Origin of the sequence: Sphingomonas sp. NIBR02145, assembly GCF_027359115.1 — a bacterium.
GTDB lineage: Bacteria > Pseudomonadota > Alphaproteobacteria > Sphingomonadales > Sphingomonadaceae > Sphingomonas > Sphingomonas kyeonggiensis_A.
The window spans coordinates 4767178-4784562 of the sequence record NZ_CP114791.1; the positions used below are offsets into that span (position 1 = coordinate 4767178).

The 17385-nt window shown below is 66.4% G+C and carries 24 protein-coding genes; 13 read left to right on the forward strand and 11 right to left on the reverse strand.

Annotation, left to right across the window (positions count from 1 at the left end):
- Positions 1-23: 23 nt before the first annotated feature.
- From O3305_RS22070 to O3305_RS22100, 7 genes are all read left to right on the forward strand, one after another.
- Entirely contained in the window at positions 24-626 is a 603-nt protein-coding gene (locus tag O3305_RS22070; protein ID WP_269574438.1) for a hypothetical protein, read from the forward strand.
- Positions 627-706: 80 nt separating this feature from the next.
- On the forward strand, positions 707-2263 hold the full coding sequence (gene guaA, locus O3305_RS22075) for a glutamine-hydrolyzing GMP synthase (RefSeq protein WP_269574439.1): 1557 nt from the start codon (positions 707-709) through the stop codon (positions 2261-2263).
- Between the two features lie 50 nt (positions 2264-2313).
- Complete coding sequence (locus O3305_RS22080) at positions 2314-3492, forward strand: winged helix-turn-helix domain-containing protein (RefSeq protein WP_269574440.1); 1179 nt, start codon at positions 2314-2316, stop codon at positions 3490-3492.
- Entirely contained in the window at positions 3489-4061 is a 573-nt protein-coding gene (locus O3305_RS22085) for a DNA-3-methyladenine glycosylase I (protein WP_269574441.1), read from the forward strand. Before O3305_RS22080 ends, O3305_RS22085 begins: the two co-directional genes overlap by 4 nt.
- Before the next feature lie 56 nt (positions 4062-4117).
- Complete coding sequence (locus O3305_RS22090) at positions 4118-4750, forward strand: hypothetical protein (protein WP_269574442.1); 633 nt, start codon at positions 4118-4120, stop codon at positions 4748-4750.
- Complete coding sequence (locus O3305_RS22095) at positions 4747-5001, forward strand: CBU_0592 family membrane protein (RefSeq protein WP_184169594.1); 255 nt, start codon at positions 4747-4749, stop codon at positions 4999-5001. Before O3305_RS22090 ends, O3305_RS22095 begins: the two co-directional genes overlap by 4 nt.
- Positions 4998-5408, forward strand: a complete 411-nt coding sequence (locus O3305_RS22100) for a GNAT family acetyltransferase (RefSeq protein ID WP_269574443.1) — start codon at positions 4998-5000, stop codon at positions 5406-5408. Before O3305_RS22095 ends, O3305_RS22100 begins: the two co-directional genes overlap by 4 nt.
- 186 nt (positions 5409-5594) lie before the next feature.
- Here the strand turns inward: O3305_RS22100 and O3305_RS22105 are convergent, their stop codons facing one another.
- Positions 5595-6005, reverse strand: a complete 411-nt coding sequence (locus O3305_RS22105) for a DUF1801 domain-containing protein (RefSeq protein ID WP_269574444.1) — start codon at positions 6003-6005, stop codon at positions 5595-5597.
- A gap of 70 nt (positions 6006-6075) precedes the next feature.
- Here O3305_RS22105 and O3305_RS22110 point away from each other — a divergent pair, with 70 nt between their 5' ends.
- Entirely contained in the window at positions 6076-6423 is a 348-nt protein-coding gene (locus O3305_RS22110) for an ArsC family reductase (protein WP_269574445.1), read from the forward strand.
- Positions 6424-6479: 56 nt separating this feature from the next.
- Here the strand turns inward: O3305_RS22110 and O3305_RS22115 are convergent, their stop codons facing one another.
- From O3305_RS22115 to O3305_RS22130, 4 genes are all read right to left on the reverse strand, one after another.
- Entirely contained in the window at positions 6480-6926 is a 447-nt protein-coding gene (locus O3305_RS22115) for a surface-adhesin E family protein (RefSeq protein WP_269574446.1), read from the reverse strand.
- Positions 6927-7014: 88 nt separating this feature from the next.
- Positions 7015-7227: a helix-turn-helix transcriptional regulator gene (locus O3305_RS22120; RefSeq protein WP_184169580.1), complete on the reverse strand. Its 213-nt coding sequence runs from the start codon at positions 7225-7227 to the stop codon at positions 7015-7017.
- On the reverse strand, positions 7220-7639 hold the full coding sequence (locus O3305_RS22125; RefSeq protein ID WP_184169577.1) for a hypothetical protein: 420 nt from the start codon (positions 7637-7639) through the stop codon (positions 7220-7222). Before O3305_RS22125 ends, O3305_RS22120 begins: the two co-directional genes overlap by 8 nt.
- 2 nt (positions 7640-7641) lie before the next feature.
- A complete protein-coding gene (locus tag O3305_RS22130; RefSeq protein WP_269574447.1) occupies positions 7642-8058 on the reverse strand; it encodes a hypothetical protein in 417 nt (138 codons plus the stop codon).
- A gap of 124 nt (positions 8059-8182) precedes the next feature.
- On the opposite strand from O3305_RS22130, the gene panB reads away from it, so the two are divergent.
- The 5 genes from panB (at position 8183) to O3305_RS22155 (ending at position 13150) form a co-directional block, all read left to right on the forward strand.
- The gene (gene panB / locus O3305_RS22135) at positions 8183-9040 is read left to right on the forward strand and encodes a 3-methyl-2-oxobutanoate hydroxymethyltransferase (RefSeq protein WP_269574448.1); all 858 of its coding nucleotides are present in this window, start codon (positions 8183-8185) and stop codon (positions 9038-9040) included.
- 76 nt (positions 9041-9116) lie between these two features.
- Complete coding sequence (locus O3305_RS22140) at positions 9117-9827, forward strand: tetratricopeptide repeat protein (RefSeq protein ID WP_269574449.1); 711 nt, start codon at positions 9117-9119, stop codon at positions 9825-9827.
- Positions 9824-11149, forward strand: coding sequence for an outer membrane protein assembly factor BamB family protein (locus tag O3305_RS22145; RefSeq protein WP_269574450.1), 1326 nt, complete (start codon positions 9824-9826; stop codon positions 11147-11149). Before O3305_RS22140 ends, O3305_RS22145 begins: the two co-directional genes overlap by 4 nt.
- A gap of 109 nt (positions 11150-11258) precedes the next feature.
- Entirely contained in the window at positions 11259-12632 is a 1374-nt protein-coding gene (gene der / locus O3305_RS22150) for a ribosome biogenesis GTPase Der (RefSeq protein ID WP_269574451.1), read from the forward strand.
- Between the two features lie 107 nt (positions 12633-12739).
- Positions 12740-13150, forward strand: a complete 411-nt coding sequence (locus O3305_RS22155; RefSeq protein ID WP_269574452.1) for an Hpt domain-containing protein — start codon at positions 12740-12742, stop codon at positions 13148-13150.
- Positions 13151-13694: 544 nt separating this feature from the next.
- On the opposite strand, the gene bfr is transcribed toward O3305_RS22155, so the two are convergent.
- The 6 genes from bfr to O3305_RS22185 all read right to left on the reverse strand — a co-directional run bounded on the left by bfr (position 13695) and on the right by O3305_RS22185 (position 17384).
- The gene (gene bfr, locus O3305_RS22160) at positions 13695-14177 is read right to left on the reverse strand and encodes a bacterioferritin (protein ID WP_184169562.1); all 483 of its coding nucleotides are present in this window, start codon (positions 14175-14177) and stop codon (positions 13695-13697) included.
- A gap of 109 nt (positions 14178-14286) precedes the next feature.
- Positions 14287-14457: a (2Fe-2S)-binding protein gene (locus O3305_RS22165; protein ID WP_184169560.1), complete on the reverse strand. Its 171-nt coding sequence runs from the start codon at positions 14455-14457 to the stop codon at positions 14287-14289.
- 56 nt (positions 14458-14513) lie between these two features.
- On the reverse strand, positions 14514-15761 hold the full coding sequence (locus O3305_RS22170) for a DUF418 domain-containing protein (RefSeq protein WP_269574453.1): 1248 nt from the start codon (positions 15759-15761) through the stop codon (positions 14514-14516).
- On the reverse strand, positions 15762-16205 hold the full coding sequence (locus tag O3305_RS22175; RefSeq protein ID WP_269574454.1) for a hypothetical protein: 444 nt from the start codon (positions 16203-16205) through the stop codon (positions 15762-15764).
- Between the two features lie 32 nt (positions 16206-16237).
- Entirely contained in the window at positions 16238-16909 is a 672-nt protein-coding gene (locus tag O3305_RS22180) for a nitroreductase family protein (protein ID WP_269574455.1), read from the reverse strand.
- A gap of 67 nt (positions 16910-16976) precedes the next feature.
- Positions 16977-17384 carry a hypothetical protein gene (locus O3305_RS22185; protein WP_269574456.1) on the reverse strand — a complete coding sequence of 136 codons (408 nt, stop codon included), beginning with the start codon at positions 17382-17384 and terminating at the stop codon, positions 16977-16979.
- Position 17385 lies beyond the last annotated feature (1 nt).

The following is a 17385-nucleotide window of genomic DNA, read 5'->3' on the forward strand; positions in this document are numbered from 1 at the left end:
CCACAAAAGTAACGGAGGCGGCGATGGGTGTTCTGAAGCTCGGAGGCGGCGCGATCGCCGTGGTTGCGATCGTCGGCATGGCGATGCCCGCCCAGGCCCAGCGCTGGCGCCCCGAGCGCAAGCATCACGAGGACAAGTTCGATGTCGGCGACGCGATCGTCGGCGGGCTCGTGGTCGGCGGCCTGCTCGCGCTCGTCTCCAGCGGCAAGAAGAAGCCGCGCCCGGTCGAGGCGCTCGAGGACGCGCCTCCCCCCGAGGATCGCGTGCCGATCGATACCGGCCCCGTCGCCGACAGCCGCTATGGCGAGGCACCCCAGCCGGGCAGCGGTCCCATCGCCGAGATGCCGGCACCCGATTCGGCGCGCTTCGACGGGCTGTACGACGAAGACGCCGCGGCGGATCGCTGCGCGATGGAAGCCGAGAGCCTTGGCGAACGCTATGCCCGGCTCGCCCGCGTCTCGAACGTCACCAGCACGGTGTGGAACGGCAAGAGCTGGGTGATCAAGGGCCAGGTCGAGCTCGCCGCCAGCTACCGCGACACCACGAAGCAGAGCCACGGCTTCCGCTGCGCGCTGCGCCGGGGCAGCGATCCGATCGTGACGATCGAGGGGCTGCAGTCGCTCTGAAGCGGAACGGAGGAGGGCGCGAAGAATAATCTCGCGCCCGGCCTTCCCCCCGGCGCTGCTTCTGGCTAAGCGCGCTGGGCATGGACCAGCATGCAGATTCCATCCTCATCGTCGATTTCGGCAGCCAGGTAACCCAGCTGATCGCGCGCCGCGTGCGCGAGGCGGGGGTCTATAGCGAGATCGCTCCCTTCACCACCGCCGGAGAGGCGTTCGCCCGGATGAAGCCCAAGGGCATCATCCTCTCGGGATCGCCGGCCTCGGTGCTCGAAGACGGCAGCCCGCGCGTGCCGCAGGAGATCTTCGACTCCGGCCTGCCGGTGCTCGGTATCTGCTACGGCCAGCAGGTGATGATGCACCAGCTCGGCGGCACGGTGCAGCTGGGCGACAGCGGCGAGTTCGGCCGTGCCTTCATCGACATCGACGATGGCTGCGTGCTGTTCGACGGCATGTGGCACGAAGGCGAGACCCACCAGGTGTGGATGAGCCATGGCGACAAGGTGACCAACCTCGCCCCCGGCTTCCGCCCGGTCGCCCACAGCTCGGGCGCGCCCTTCGCGGTGATCGCCGATGACGACCGTCGCTACTATGCGATGCAGTTCCACCCCGAAGTGGTCCACACGCCCGACGGCGCCAAGCTGCTCGCCAACTTCGTCCGCCATGTCTGCGGCCTGACCGGCGACTGGACGATGGCCGAGTTCCGCCAGACCAAGATCAACGAGATCCGCGCCCAGGTCGGCAGCGGCAAGGTGATCTGCGGCCTGTCGGGCGGTGTCGACAGCGCGGTTGCCGCGGTGCTGATCCACGAGGCGATCGGCGACCAGCTGACCTGCGTGTTCGTCGATCACGGCCTGATGCGCTCGGGCGAGGCCGAGCAGGTCGTCAGCCTGTTCCGCAACAGCTACAATATCCCGCTCGTCCATGTGGACGCCGAGGCGCTGTTCCTGAACGGCCTGGCCGGGGTCACCGATCCCGAGGCCAAGCGCAAGTTCATCGGCAAGACCTTCATCGACGTGTTCGAGGAAGAGGCGAAGAAGATCGGCGGCGCCGATTTCCTTGCCCAGGGCACGCTCTATCCGGACGTGATCGAGAGCGTCAGCTTCACCGGCGGCCCGTCGGTGACGATCAAGAGCCACCACAATGTCGGCGGCCTGCCCGAGCGGATGAACATGAAGCTCGTCGAGCCGCTGCGCGAGCTGTTCAAGGACGAAGTCCGTGCGCTCGGCCGCGAGCTGGGCCTGCCCCAGGCGTTCGTCGGCCGTCACCCCTTTCCGGGGCCGGGCCTCGCCATCCGCATCCCGGGCGAAGTCACCAAGGAGCGCTGCGACATCCTGCGCAAGGCCGACGCGATCTATCTCGAGGAGATCCGCAACGCCGGTCTCTACGACACGATCTGGCAGGCCTTCGCGGTGCTGACGCCGGTCCGGTCGGTCGGCGTGATGGGCGATGGCCGCACCTATGATTCGGTGCTGGCGCTGCGTGCGGTCACTTCGATCGACGGCATGACCGCCGAGGCCTTCGAGTTCCCTGCCGGCTTCCTGCCCCGCGTCTCGACCCGCATCGTCAACGAAGTGCGCGGCGTGAACCGGGTAACCTACGACTATACGTCGAAGCCGCCCGGCACGATTGAATGGGAATAAAAACCCGCTAAGGTACTCGTTATGTTCCGCGAGTGCCTGGAGGGGGAATAGTGACGAGCCTATCGTTGAAGCAGGCGCGTCGCATCTTCCTCGCGGCCCAGGGTTTCGGCGCGCGCCATCCGGAAACGGTGGGCGCGCCGCACCTCCGCCGCACGGTCGAGCGGCTGGGGCTCCACCAGATCGACAGCGTCAACGTGCTGGCGCGGATGCATTATCTGCCCGCCTTCTCCCGGCTCGGCAGCTATGATCGCATGCTGCTCGAGCGCGATGCCTGGGGCCCGAAGCGCAGCCGCCGGCTGTTCGAATATTGGGCGCACGAAGCCTCGCTGCTGCCGATCGACCTTCACCCCCATTTCCGCTGGCGCATGGCCCGGGCCGAGCGCGGCGAGATCGGCTGGCGTCATCTCCGCCTGTTCGCGCAGGAGCGCAATCATGAGGCGAAGGCGGTGCTCGACCGCATCGCCGCGGAAGGGCCGCTGGCCGCTTCCGATTTCGAGAATGGCAGCAGCAAGAGCGGCTGGTGGGAGTGGAGCGAAGCCAAGCTCGCGCTCGAATGGCTGTTCTGGTCCGGCCAGATCACCACGGCGACGCGGCGCGGCAGTTTCGAGCGCGTCTATGACCTGAGCGAGCGGGTGATCCCCCGCGCCGTCTTCGATCTGCCTACGCCCGATGCCGCCACCGCCCAGCGCGCGCTGATCGAGCGCAGCGCCCGCGCGCTCGGCGTCGCCACCGCGACCGATCTGCGCGACTATTTCCGCTTGAAGCCCGAGGAAGCGAACCACGCCATCCCAGAGCTGGAGGAGGAAGGCGTGCTGGTCCCGGTGGCGGTGCAGGGCTGGAGCCAGAAGGCCTGGCTCCACCGCGATGCGAAACTGCCCCGCCGGGTGCGCGGCGATGCGCTGCTCGCGCCCTTCGATCCGCTGATCTGGGAACGAAGCCGTACCGAAAGGCTGTTCGGCTTCCGCTACCGGATCGAGATCTACGTCCCTGCCGACAAGCGCACGCACGGCTATTTCGTGCTGCCCTTCCTGCAGGACGAGGCGTTGACCGCGCGCGTCGACCTCAAGGCCGATCGTCAGGCCGGGCGGCTGCTCGCCCATCGGATCACGCTGGAGCCGGACGCGCCGGCCGACACGCTCGAGCGGCTGGCGGTCGAGCTGGCGCGCATGGCCGGCTGGCTCGGGCTCGGCGAGGTGCGAATCGGAGAGACAATCAGGGGAAGCCAATGACCGACGAACCGCAGCGCTGCGCCTGGGCGGCCGGCGATCCGCTCAATCGCATTTATCACGATGCCGAATGGGGCGTGCCCGTCCGCGATTCCCGCGAGCTGTGGGAAACGCTGATGCTGGAAGGTTTCCAGGCCGGACTCGCCTGGATCGTCATCCTGCGCAAGCGTGAGGCATTCCGCGAAGCCTTTGCCGGCTTCGATCCGGTGAAGGTCGCAGCCTTCGGGCCCGGGGATGTCGAGCGGTTGATGGCCAATCCCGGCATCGTCCGCGCCCGCGCCAAGATCGAGGCGACGATCCGGGGCGCGCAGATCTGGTGCGAGATGCGCGATCGCGGCGAGGATTTCGCCGCGTTCTGCTGGGCGTTCGTGGACGGCAAGCCGATCCAGCGCCCCGGCCACGGCTTCGTCGCGACCACGCCATTGTCCGAAGAGATCTCGAAGGAATTGAAGCGCCGCGGCTTCAAGTTCGTCGGCCCGACGATCGTCTATGCCTGGATGCAGGCAGTCGGGCTGGTCAACGATCATCAACTCGGCTGTTTTCGCCGCGAACCCGTCGCCGCGCTTGCCTGAAATCATTGCGGGCGACCGGCGATAATGGGACAATGGCCCTGTATCGGGATGGGGGAATGACGATGACGATCAAGCTGCTGCCGGCCGCGCTCACCGCGCTGGGGCTGCTCGCCGCCTGCTCGCCCGAGGCGGAGAAGCCCGTCGCCAACAACGCCGCGGCGAACGAGGCCGAGATCATCGTCCCCTCCGCGCCGCCCGAGGTGAATATCGCCAATGCCAGCGAGGAAGCGGCCGGGGTGGGCCTCAATCTCGCGCCGGACGAACTGACCCTGGTCTTGCCCAATGGCTCTTCGCGCCATGTCGGATTCGGCATGGCCAAGGCGGAAGCGGTGAAGATGATCAGCGCCGCGCTGGGCAGCCCGATCGAGGAAGCCGTCAACCAGGATTGCGGCGCCGGCGCGCTGGGCTATGCCGCCTTCCGCAACGGCCTGTCGCTCTATTTCGACGACGGCAAGTTCGCCGGCTGGGATCTGGACGGGCGCGAGAACGGCAAGTTCACCACCGGCAATGGCGTCGGCATCGGCACTACCCGCAAGGAGCTGGAAGCGTCCGGCAGCGCAGTCGATGTCGGCGAGACCTCGATCGGCAATGAATTCATGATGGGCGGGCTTTCCGGCCTGCTCAGCACGCCCGCGCCCGATGGCAAGGTCACCAATCTCTGGGCCGGCACGACCTGCATCGCGCGATGACTGTCGAGCGGGTGCTGATCGAGGTCGTCGGCTGGACCGGCGCCGGACTGATCCTCGTGGCCTATCTGCTGCTCTCCTCGGGCAAGGTGACCGGCCAGTCGCGCCTCTATCAATGGATGAACGTCGCCGGCGCGGCCTGCTTCATCGTCAACAGCGGCTGGAACGGCGCGATTCCCTCGGCCGCGCTCAACGTGGTGTGGCTGCTGATCGGCGGCGTGACGTTGTGGCGCATCGCCCGGAAGCCGGCATGATCCGCGAAGCTCTGATCGCGGATGCCGATGCGGTGATCGCGCTGTGGCATGCCTGCGGGCTCACCCGGCCCTGGAACGATCCCGCGCAGGATTTTGCCCGGGCGCTGGCAGGCGAGACCTCGACCGTGCTGCTCGCGGAAGGCGAGGGCGGGGTTATCGGCAGCGTGATGATCGGCGACGATGGCCATCGCGGCTGGGTCTATTATCTCGCCGTGGCGGAAAGCGCCCGCCGCACCGGTCTCGGCCGGCAGCTGATGTCGGCGGCGGAAGACTGGCTGCGCGCCCGCGGCTGCCCCAAGATCCAGCTGATGGTGCGCGACACCAATGCCGAGGCGCTGGACTTCTACGCCGCGCTGGGGCTGGAGCCGCAGGGCGTGGTCACGCTGGGGCGGTTCCTGAAGGACTAGGAAAACCTACCCTTCGTCATTCCCACACTTACCTCCGTCCTCGCACCTACCTCTGTCCTCGCGCCTATCTCTGTCATCCCCGCGAAGGCGGGGATCCATTCTGGCTGGCCGGCGTGAGTCTCATTCTCTTCAGCGACAATGGATCCCCGCCTTCGCAGGGATGACGGGGAGAGCACAGGCTACATCCTACAGCCTCTCCCCCGGCAAAGCGCTCGCCTGCCGGAACCACGCCGCCAGCAGCGCCTGGTCGATCGCATCCTCCTCGCGGATGTCGAGATACCGCACATCCTTCTGCTTCGACGGCCCCGGCGGCACCGGATCGAGCGAGGTCCCGCGGAAGAAGGTCAGCTTCACATAGCGGTCGAAGCAATGGAACGACAGGAACCAGCCTTCCTGGTCCGCCGCGCCATAGAAGGGTGAGTTCCACTTCACGGCCTTGCGCACGCCGGGCAGGGTGGCCGTCACCAGGGCATCGACCGTGCGTCCGATCCGCTGCTTCCAGCCCGGCATCGCGGCGAGATAGGCCTGCACCGGCGCATCGCCCTCGCCCTTGGGGATCTGCGGGTTGCCGCCCGCCAGCAGCTTTACGTCGCGCATGCCGCACCTCCGCTTGTGCTCCCTGGTCCAGGCAATATGGGGATATCAGACCCGATCAGGAAAGCGCGCAATGACCATCACCATGTACGGCATCAAGAATTGCGACACGATCAAGAAGGCGCGGACCTGGCTCGACGAGCATGGCATCCCGTTCGCCTTTCACGACTACAAGACGCAGGGCGTGGATGCCGCGCGGCTGGCGCGCTGGAGCGGGATGGTCGGCTGGGAAGTGCTGCTCAACCGGGCCGGCACCACCTTCCGCAAGCTGCCCGATGCCGATCGCGAGGGAATCGATGCCGGCAAGGCGGCGGCGCTGATGCTGGCCCAGCCTTCGATGATCAAGCGGCCGGTGCTCGAATATCCGGGCGGTGTGCTGGTCGGCTTCAAGCCGGAGATCTACGCCAGGACGCTGCTGTAAGGGCAGGCGCGCACGGTAAACGGCTTTCCCGGCTTTCGCCGGGGAACAGCTGACGCTCAAAAGCCCTTGCGGAACTTCTCGAGCACCCAGATTTCCGGATTGGCGACCACCGGCGAGAAATAGTCGCCGCGGCCGCACACCGTGTTGAGCATGGTCAGCAGCACGGTGCCCGGCTTGGCGAGCGTGGGGTCGCTGGGGCCGGCCTCGGTGTCCAGATAGGTGCCGCGCACATAGAAGCTGCTGTCGCGCATGAACGAGGTCATCGCCGAGCAGTCGGCCTGGCGGGTGAGCATCGAGCGGTCGAAGTCGCGCGTCGGGCTGGTCGTCTCGTAGATGGTCTGCTGCTTGAACGTCACGACGTTGCCATTGCGGCGCACCGAATCGACGTCGACGAAATAGGCCATTTGCGGCGCCTGGTTCGAATAGGCGGCGAGGCGCCAGGACTGGGCCGAGGCCGCATGCGGTGTAACGAGCGCGGCAAGCGCGAGCAGTGCGAGACGCATCCTGATTCCCCCCAATCTGGTGGCAACCACGCTAGCGTGGTTGCCGATCCGTGCAAGTGCCGGCTCTGCCAAAATGGGTAGCTGAAGCCTATTCCTCCCAGCTGAATACTTCCTCCAGCGGCTTGCCGAATACCTGGGCGATGCGGAATGCTGCCTCGAGCGTCGGCGAATATTTGCCCTGTTCGATCGCCGCCACGGTCTGGCGGGTAAGGCCGATCCTGTCGCCCAGCTCGGCCTGGGTCATCTCGCCGGCGAGGAAGCGCAGCGTGCGGACCTGGTTGACGACGCGTCCCTTAGCCATGCCAGCCCCTCCGATAGCTCATGAGGACCAGGACCAGGCTCACCGCCTGCGCGATGACGAGCGCGAGCAGGGTGGTGTTGACGATCTTGGGGGCCGGTTCGGTGAAGGGCATCACCACGCCGACCAGGATCGTGCCGGCCATCAGCACATAGAAGCCGGCCGAGGCGCCGCGCCGGGCGATCGCCTTGTCGCGCTCGTCGGCGCGGCGCGCGGTCGGCTCGGTCTGGATGGCGAGGACGATGCTGCCGATGATCACCGCCACTGCCTGCAGCCCGGCGATGATGCCGAAGGCCCAGAGGATGTCGAACAGCGTGGGCTGTGTGTCCCGGAGCGCCATCATCGGGAAGTAGATGCCGTACGCCACGATCATGCAGATCAGCGTCAGCCAGGCGGTCTTTTCGCGATAGGCCATGCTCAATATCCCCGGCGATAGCCGGCGATCTGCGCGGCATAGTGGACGATCTCGGCGATCACGATCGCGCCCATGATCCCATAGGCCATGCCGATCTTGCTGACGCCGAAGTGCATGCTCGCCGCGACGCACAGGACCAGGGTCAGCAGCACCGGATAGGCGAAGGCATAGGAGCGCCGGGCGATGTCGCGGTCGCGCTCGTCGCTGCCCGCGCTGGCGTCGCGGGGGGCAAGCGCGGCGGTGACGATGCTCGCCACCACCACCAGGATCGTCTGGACGATCACCGCGCCGACAAAGCCCGTGACATAGACCATGCCGTGCATCTGCCAGCCGGTCGCCAGTCCGAAGCCGAAATAGCCGCCCCACACCAGGATCGTGGTGACCACCGAGATCCAGGCGATCTTTTCCTTGAATGGCATTCTTCACCTCAAGTTCGAATCATATGACTCTATGTTAGAAATATATAACATTGAGTCAAGCGCGGCGAACTTGCATGCCGCTCGGTGCTGGCGGGCGCGGTTCGGAGCGGCTAGAGAGCCCGGCATGTCGCACGTCACGATGGACACGGCCACGAGCCGCGCTAACCCGACCCCGGCGCCGATGAAGCGCCTGACCGTTCCCGCCATCCGCGATCGCAAGGGCAAGGACCCGATCGTGATGCTGACCGCCTACACCACGCGGATGGCGCAGCTGCTCGATCCGCATTGCGACGTGCTGCTGGTTGGGGACAGCCTGGCCCAGGTGATCTACGGCCTGCCGTCGACGCTGCCGGTCACGCTCGACATGATGATCGCGCACGGTGCCGCGGTGGTGCGCGGCAGCTGGCATTCGCTGGTGATCGTCGACATGCCCTTCGGCAGCTACGAGGCAAGCCCCGAACAGGCCTTCGCCTCCGCTTCCCGGGTACTGGCCGAGACCGGCGCCGCCGGCGTCAAGCTCGAGGGCGGCGAGACGCTCGCTCCCACGGTCGAGTTCCTCACGAAGCGCGGCATACCGGTGGTCGGCCATGTCGGCCTCACGCCCCAGGCGGTCAACGCGCTCGGCGGCTATGGCGCGCGCGGCCGCAGCAATGCCGAGCACGCCCAGATCATCGACGATGCCCGCGCCATCGCGGCCGCCGGCGCCTTCGGCATCGTCGTCGAGGGCGTGGTCGAGACGCTGGCGAAGGAGATCACCGCCGCCGTCTCCTGCCCGGTGATCGGCATCGGCGCCTCGGCCGAATGCGACGGCCAGGTCCTCGTCATCGACGACATGCTCGGCATGTTCGAGCGCACCGCCCGTTTCGTGAAGAAATATGACGATCTGGCTGGCCGTATTTCCGCCGCGGTTGAAACCTATGCCGCCGATGTTCGGTCGCGGTCCTTTCCGGGACCCGATCAGGTCTATGCGCCGCGGGATTGACGGGCTACCGAGCGCTATCGATTCCCGCACGGCGCGGCTATAGGTCCGCGCCCGCAAGAGACGCATGAGGTAGATTTTGGCGCTTCCCCCCTCCGGCACGACAGACGAAGCCTTCCTGCGCGAAGTCGACGAGGAATATCGCCGCTCGCAGGTGCTTGGCATCTGGCAGAAATATGGGCGGCTGATCATCGGCGGCATCGTCATCGCCTTCGCGGCGCTCGGCGGCTTCCTGTTCTGGCAGCACCAGAGCGATTCCGCGGCTGGCCAGAAGGGCGAGCAATATGACGCGGCGCTCCGCCAGATCGAGCAGAACCAGGGCGACAAGGCAGCGCCCGAGCTCGCCAAGCTGGCCGCCAGCGGCACCAACGGCTTCGCCGCAATGTCGGCGATCGTCGAGGGCAACCTCCTCGTCCAGAAGAAGGACCTGAAGGGCGCCGCCGCCAAGTTCGCGACCGTCGCCAGCAACAGCGGCTTCGCCAAGCCCTATCGCGACTATGCGCTGCTCCGCCAGACCACGGTCGAGTATGACACGCTGAAGCCGGACGTGGTGGTCTCGCGCCTCCAGGCGCTCGCCAAGCCGGATTCGGCCTGGTTCGGCAGCGCCGGCGAGATGGTGGCGGCCGCACAGATCAAGCTGGGCAAGCGGGCCGAGGCCGGCCAGCTGCTCCAGCAGATTGCCCAGGGGGGCGAGAACGTGCCGGATACGACGCGGCAACGCGCGGTTCAGCTGGCGAGCGTATTGGGGATCGACGTCCTCGATCAGTCGAAGGAAAAGCAGGCTAAATGAACAATAAGCTGAGGGTGGCTGGGGCCCTTGCGGCACTCGCGCTGGTTAGCGGCTGCGGGGTCTTCAAGGGATCGGGCGGCAAGAAGACGCCCGTGCTCGGCGAGCGCGTTCCCATCCTGATGTCCGAGAACGACATCACCAGCGACAAGTCGCTGGCCAATGTCGACGTGCTCGTGCCCGAAGCGGCCGTGAACGAGGACTGGACGCAGCCGGGCGGCAACGCCGCCAAGTCGATGGGCCATCTCGCGCTTTCGGCCTCGCCGTCGCGCGTCTGGAGCAAGCAGGTCGCCAAGACCTCGAAGCGCGAGCGCCTCGCCGCGTCGCCGGTGATCGCGGGCGGCAAGCTGTTCGTGATGGACACCGACGGTGTCGTCCATGCGATGTCCGCCGACAGCGGCAACGAGCTGTGGACCGCCGCGACCGTGAAGGCCGAGGGCAACAAGACCGCGCGCTTCGGCGGCGGCGTCAGCGTCGCGGGCGAGCATGTCTTCGCCACCAACGGCCTGGGCGATGTCGTGTCGCTCAACGTCGCCGACGGCACCGAGGTGTGGCGCAAGCGCCCGGGCGGCCCGCTGCGCGGCGCGCCGACGCTGGCCAACGACAATCTCTATGTCGTCACCCAGGACAACCAGCTCTTCGCGATGAAGCAGGAGAATGGTGACGTCAGCTGGACCGCATCGGCCAGCCTCGAGACCCAGGGCGTGTTCGGCGTCGCTGCCCCGGCTTCGGCCCAGGGCACGCTGGTCGCGGGCTTCTCCTCGGGTGAGCTCAACGCCTATCGCTACGAGAATGGCCGCCAGCTGTGGAGCGACGTGCTGTCGCGCAGCAGCATGACCACCTCGGTCTCGTCGCTGTCGGACATCGATGCCGAGCCGGTGATCGATCAGGGCCGCGTCTACGCCGTGGGCCAGGGCGGCCGCATGGTCGCGATGGACATCGCCACCGGCAACCGCATGTGGGAACAGAACATCGCCGGCATCTCCACCCCCTGGGTGGCGGGCGAGTGGCTGTTCGTGGTCACCGACGATGCGCGCCTGCTCTGCCTGTCGCGCACCAGCGGCAAGGTCCGCTGGATCTCGCAGCTCAAGCTCTACAAGAACGCCAAGAAGCCGAAGAACCCCTATAGCTGGGTCGGCCCGGTCCTCGCCGGCGGCAAGCTGATCCTGGGCAACACCCGCGGCGAGCTGGTGTTCGTCTCGCCCGCCGATGGCAGCATCAGCTCGACGATCGATCTCAAGGATCCGATCTCGCTGCAGCCGGTGGTGGTGAACAACACGCTCTACGTTCTGGACGAGAAGGGCCGCCTCACCGCGTTCCGCTGATATCTGTCCCGGCCATGGCAGGCGGGCGGGGTCGCAAGACCTCGCCCGTTGCTTTTTGGGCCAAGCTGCTTCTTTCTGATCGAACCACGCCGACAAGAGTTTCAACGCCATGCCATTGCCCACCGTCGCCATTATCGGCCGGCCGAATGTCGGCAAATCGACGCTGTTCAACCGGCTCGTCGGCAAGCGGCTCGCGCTGGTCGACGATCAGCCGGGCGTGACCCGCGATCGCCGCGAGGGCGAGGCGAACCTGCTCGGGCTCGAGTTCCGCATCTTCGATACCGCCGGCTATGAGGACGAGGACGCGGCGACGCTGCCCGGTCGCATGCGCCAGCAGACCGAGGCAGCGGTGCAGGACGCCGATGTCGCGCTGTTTCTGGTCGATGCCCGCGCCGGTGTGACACCGCTCGACGAGGAGATCGCCCGCTGGCTGCGCTCGACCGACCGGCCGATCATCCTCGTCGCCAACAAGGCCGAGGGCCGCGCGGGCGAAACCGGCGTGATCGAGGCGATGGCGCTCGGCTTCGGCGAGCCCGTCCAGCTCTCCGCCGAGCATGGCGAAGGCCTGGCCGACCTGTTCGAGGCGCTGTTGCCGCACGTCGAGCGGGAGGGCGAGGAGGAAATCGAGGAGGAAGATCCCGACAACCCCAACGCCCCGCTCAAGCTGGCGATCGTCGGCCGTCCGAACGCCGGCAAGTCGACTCTGGTGAACCGTCTGCTCGGCGAGGACCGGATGATCACCGGGCCGGAGGCGGGGATCACCCGTGATTCGATCTCGGTTGATTGGGAATGGGAGGATTTCGACGGCAATATGCGCCGGGTCCGCCTGATCGACACCGCCGGCATGCGCAAGAAGGCGAAGGTCGAGGAGAAGCTGGAGAAGCTCTCCGTGATGGACACGCTGCGCGCGATCGACTTCGCCGAAGTCGTGGTGCTGCTGCTCGATGCGACGCGCGGGCTGGAAGTCCAGGACCTCAAGATCGCCGATCGTGTGCTCCAGGAAGGGCGCGCGCTGATCATCGTGCTTAACAAGTGGGATGTGGCCGAAGATGCCTCCAGCCTGTTCAACGGCGTGAAGAAGGCGCTCGACGAAGGTCTCGCCCAGGTGAAGGGTGTGCCGCTGCTCACCGTGTCCGCGGTGACCGGCAAGGGCCTCGACACGATGATCGACGTCGCCTTCAAGACGCGTGAATCCTGGTCGCGCCGCGTCTCGACCGGTCAGCTCAATCGCTGGTTCGAGCGCGCGATCGAAGCGAACCCGCCGCCCGCGCCCGGCGGCAAGCGGATCAAGCCGCGCTACGTCACGCAGAACAAGACGCGCCCGCCGACGTTCGTGCTGTTCGGCACGCGGGTCGATCTGCTGCCGATGAGCTACCAGCGCTATCTGATCAACGGCTTGCGCAAGGAGTTTGATTTCGGGGCGGTGCCGGTGCGGCTCAATCTGCGTGCGCCGAAGAACCCGTTCGATCGCGATAAGGGTTGAGAATCCAGACGCTTCCGTAACGACCCTTAGCCTAAATCAACCCTGTGTTTACGAACCGGCTTTAATCTCCTCCCGTGCTCTGGGGTGCGGAGTAGGGGAATGAAGCGATGACCGGCAGCGAGCAGCTGGTGAACTGGGACAGTTTTTCGCAGGCGCGGACCGAGCTCGGCGCCAATTTCGTGCGGATTCTCGGCTATTTCCGCGAAGACGGCGTGAAGTCGGTCGCGCGGATCGAGGAAGCCATGCGCGCGAACAATGCCGCGTCGATGGTGATTCCCGCGCACACGCTCAAGGGCGAGGCGCGCCAGTTCGGCGCCGATCCGCTGGCCGATCTGGCCGAGACGATCGAGATGGCCGCGCGCTCCTGCGTCGAGCGCCAGGATACGCCCACCAATGTCCTCGAACATGTCGTGGCGCTGCGCCCGCTCTTCGAAGCCACGCTCGCGCTGCTTGAGCGCGAATCCAATCCGCTGGTGGAACGCCGCCCGGTCTTCGGCCGCCGCTCGCTCGCGGGCTGAGGCTGCCCGTTCGCGTTATCCCGCCGGCCGCCGGGATTTCGTGAGGCTTCTTCGCGCGGCAAGCTTCCTTCCGGTTCCCCGGCCAAGGCCGGGGCCCAGTCTCGGGCACTGGCGAGGGCGCCTGAACCCACCCACCGACATCGCCGCGCTACTGTCGTCATCCCCGCAAGGGCCGGATCGCAGTGCTTCTTGGTGCTGGCACCACCATCCTCCCCCGGAGGGGGAGGGGGACCGCCAGCGAAGCTGGTGGTGGAGGGGTAGCGTGCCACGCGCGACATCGCTCGCGGATATTACCCCGCCACCAGCCTGGGGCTGATTTCCGTGCCCACGGGCGGGGGTTGGGAATCCACATTCCGCTCCTCCGGGGCAGGCGCTCCGCACCCAACCCGCCTTGCAATGTAGGATTTCGCCTGCTTCGCTCGCCCCAGCCGGATCGCCGGCCGCTCCTTGACGCCGTCGAGCAACAACCGTGTCCGGTGCCGGATACGAAAAAGCCGGACCCTTGGGAAAGGGCCCGGCTCCGAATGCCTGATGCCGATGCGGCTCAGCTGCCTTCGACAGGCTTGCTGTTGAGCTGGATATAGTTCTCCAGGCCCATGCGGGCGATCATGTCGAACTGCTTCTCCAGCGTGTCGACATGCTCTTCCTCGCTGTCGAGGATATAGGCGAACAGGTCGCGCGAGACATAGTCGCGCACGCTCTCGCAATGCTGGATCGCGTCGCGCAGCAGCGGGATGGCTTCCATCTCGATCGCCAGGTCGGCCTTGAGGATCTCTTCCACCGTCTCGCCGATGCGCAGCCGGCCGAGCAGCTGGAAATTGGGCAGGCCGTCAAGGAACAGGATGCGCTCGGCCAGCTTGTCGGCGTGCTTCATCTCGTCGATCGATTCGTGGCGCTCCAGCTCGGCGAGCTTGGTCACGCCCCAATTGTCGAGCAGGCGATAGTGCAGCCAATACTGGTTGATCGCGGTGAGCTCGTTCTTGAGCGCCTCGTTGAGATAGTCGAGGACCTTGGGGTCGCCCTTCATTGCTGCCACCTGTTTTCTGATTGAATTTCGGGCAGCAGAATAGGCGCGGACGGCCGCGTTTAACAGTCAAAAAATGGCGGATTTCTGCGGTTTTTGGCTGTTGCGAGTGTTACGCAGCAGCACGTTCCTCGGCGATGATCTCACGTGCGAATGGCACGCATTGTCCGCACTTGGCCTGGCAGCCGAGCGCCCGATAGGCCTGGCATGCGCTGGTTGCGCCGCCACGCGCGGCTTCGCGCACTTCCCGTTCCCGCAGAGCATTGCAAACGCAAACGACCATCGAACCCTCGCAACTCGCTGCGGGTGATCTAGGGCTATTGACACTGATTCGCAAGACTATTGCGAGGCAGTCGCATTATTACGTAGGCTGGTGTTGCGGAGCGGCTGCAGCTCCCAGCGCGCAAGGCTGCGCCACAGCCATTCGAACGGGCCGAATCGGAAGGCGTGGAGCCAGAGACTGGACCAGGTCAGGATCGCTGCCCAGATCCCGAAAACTACGGGGTAGAGCTGCCAGCGGCTCAGATGGCCGTACCAGCCCAGGCCATAGCCGTAGAAGAGCGTGGTGCAGATCAGGCTGGTCACGAGATAGTTGGTGAAGGCCATGCGCCCCGCCGCCGCCAGCCGGGCGGTCAGCCGGCCGCCGGGGCGGGCGAGGAGCAGGATCAGGCAGATCCAGCCGGCGATCATCGGCGGGCGGGCCAGCGCGGTCAGCGGCATCATCGCGGCGACCACGCGGATGTCGAAGGCCGATGCCCATTGCCACCAGGCCAGCAGCGCATAGGCGGGCAGCGCGATGCTCCAGCAGGCGACGAGCCAGCGGCGATAGCGTGCCGGGGCCCATTCGCCGCGCAGCATGCCGCTGCGCAGCGCCGCCATGCCGAAGAGCATATAGGCGAGGGTCTCGGGCCCGAAGAAGATCAGCTGCCCGGTCAGCGCGCCGCTGTCATGCTGCAGCCGGTCGAGCAGGATCGGGCCGTAGCCGCCCCGGTGCAGCGCCAGTTCCCGCGCGATATCGGCCGCGTTCGGCACCCCGAACATGAGACTATAGTCATGGAGCGCCTGAGGGTTCGAATCCCTCCCCATCGCCGCGACGATACCCAAAGGGATCGTCGCAAACAGCACCGCCCCTGCCAGGCCCAGCAGGATGCCAAGGATGATCAGCCGCGAAACCGGCATGTCCCGCATCGCAAAGGCGATCATGCCCACCAGCGCATAATGGGCCAGGATGTCCCCGTGCCAGACGAGGAACAGATGGGCGATGCCGAAGACCAGCAGCCAGGCCATGCGCCGGTAATGGACCTCGGCAGGGCTTAGCCCGCCGGCTTCGGCTCGCTCGATCACCAGCAGGGTCGATGCGCCGAACAGGAACGAGAACAGCCCGCGCATCTTCCCGTCGAACAGGATGAAGTTGACCGCCCAGGTGGCAAGGTCGGCGCTGTGCCAGCCGCCATAGGCGCGCGGGTTGAAATAGGCGGCCTCGGGCATCGCGAAGGACAGGATGTTGAGCAGCAATATGCCCAGCACCGCCACACCGCGGACCGTATCCAGCGAGGCAAGCCGGGCGCTGCCGGCGGGGCGGTTCATTCAGCGCCGCGCCGCGATCAGCGCGATGGGCAAGCCGACCAGCACGATATGGCAGAAGAGCTGGGTAGCGACGCTCTGCAGGTCGAGATGCGGGAAGACAGTAGGCCAGCGCAGCGGCAGCACGACCAGGTTCATCACCGCCCAGGTGGCGATGCCATAAAGGATGCCGGCCAGCAGGCGCTGCGCCTTGAGCACCGGCAGCCGATCAGCAGCAAGGATATAGACGGCGGCCATCACCGCCATGATCGCGAAATGAACAAGCAGGCCCAGCGCAGCCCCGCCAAGGCCCCAATGGACCGCATCTGGGAACGGTCCACTGGCAACGCCGCGCAGCATCTTGTCGGGCGTGCGCCCGGCCTGGATCGCGAGCAACGCCGCCGCGGCGATGTCGAGCGTGCCGGCGACCAGCGTCGAGACCAGAATGCGCTGTCCAGCCCTTGCCATGCCTCGTCCCCTGCCGCGTTCTGCGCAGGACGCTACAGCCAGGAGCTGATCTCCTCCAGCGGCTTCTTGCTGATCACATTGGCAGGCGTGGTGGCGCCCGGCGCGGGATGGCCGACGACGATCAGCATCACCGGACGCTCATTGTCCGGCCGGCGGCAGACGAGGTTGAGAAAGCGCATCGGGTGCGGCGTGTGGACCAGGGTGGCGATGCCCGCGGCATGGAGCGTTGCGAGCAGCAGACCGGCGGCGATGCAGACGCTCTCGACGACATAATAGTTGCGGAGGCGCTCTTCCTCTTCGGTGGCATGGCGCTGGGCGAAGATCGCGATCAGCCACGGCGCGACCTCGAGATAGGGCTTGTCGGCGCCGGTGCCGAGCGGGCGGACCGCGTTGATCCAGTTGGCCGGCGCACGTCCCGAATAGAAATGCCGCTCTTCCTCCTCTACCGCGACGCGGATCGCCGCCTTGGCCTCGGGAGCCTCGATGGCGCAGAAATGCCAGGGCTGGCGGTTGGCGCCGCTGGGGGCGGAACCGGCGGCCCGGAGCGCTGCCTCGATCACTTCGCGGGGCACGGGCGAATCGCTGAAGGCGCGGCAGCTGCGGCGTGTGGCCATTTCCGCGAGGAAGGCCCGGGCTCGCTCGATCCGCGATTCGTCGCTCAGTTCCGGATAGGGCTGCCAGGGCAGCGCTTCATGCTCGGTCATAGGAATCCCTGACCGCAGCATGTCACCGGTGCCCTCCGGCGGGCACTAAGGATTCTTCCCTAGGTCCTCAGCGATTTTCCTTGCGGATCATCAGTTTTAGGCCGGACCAGACGGGATCGACCGCGCACACCTTCACATCGACCAGTCCCTTGGGCAGCGCGACCTCGCGGATCACGTCCTCGGTGATGTCGGTTTCCACCTTCGCGGCCTTTTTGGGCCAGGATACCCAGATGAAGCCGTTGCGTTCGATCAGCGCCAGCAGCGCGTCCAGTTCCCGCTCCAGCTTCGCCCGTTCGGTGACGAAGAGGTGCGCGGCCTGCAGCCCGGTGCAGGCGACTTCATATTCCTCGATCCCCAGCGCTTCGGGATCGATCTCGTCGCGGACGCTGTCGGGCATGCCGCAGAACCAGCTGCGCATGCCCGGCTTCAACCCCAGCTTCTGCGCGAGCGGCGTGCCGGAATAGCCTTCGGTCATC